This window comes from Pseudoalteromonas sp. SIMBA_162 (genome assembly GCF_046535955.1).
Taxonomy (GTDB): Bacteria; Pseudomonadota; Gammaproteobacteria; order Enterobacterales; family Alteromonadaceae; genus Pseudoalteromonas; species Pseudoalteromonas marina.
Genome location: NZ_JAWJBQ010001237.1, coordinates 1 through 235 on the forward strand (window position 1 = coordinate 1; position 235 = coordinate 235).

1 pseudogene is annotated in these 235 nt (G+C 48.1%); it reads right to left on the reverse strand.

Going from position 1 to position 235, the window contains the following annotated elements:
- Positions 1–178, reverse strand: a pseudogene (locus tag R0J88_RS23585) (YkgJ family cysteine cluster protein); the annotation flags it as partial.
- Between the last annotated feature and the right edge of the window lie 57 nt (positions 179–235).

The window sequence follows — 235 nt, forward strand, 5'->3', positions numbered from 1 at the left end:
CATAGCCCCGTTTCATTACTTCGCTGCCCCCCTTGTCATAATCAATATACTTAAACGGCCCACCGGTGGCGGTTACTATGCGCCCTCCTAATTGGCAACAACACGCTTAGCAGTTAGCGCAGGTTACGGGCTCAGGTGTAGAGGAAATAGTTTTACTTGGAATGACAGTGTTAGGCATAGTGGCTTAAACAAAAGAAACACCCTAAGTAGGATACACGAGCTCGCTAAACGCGCT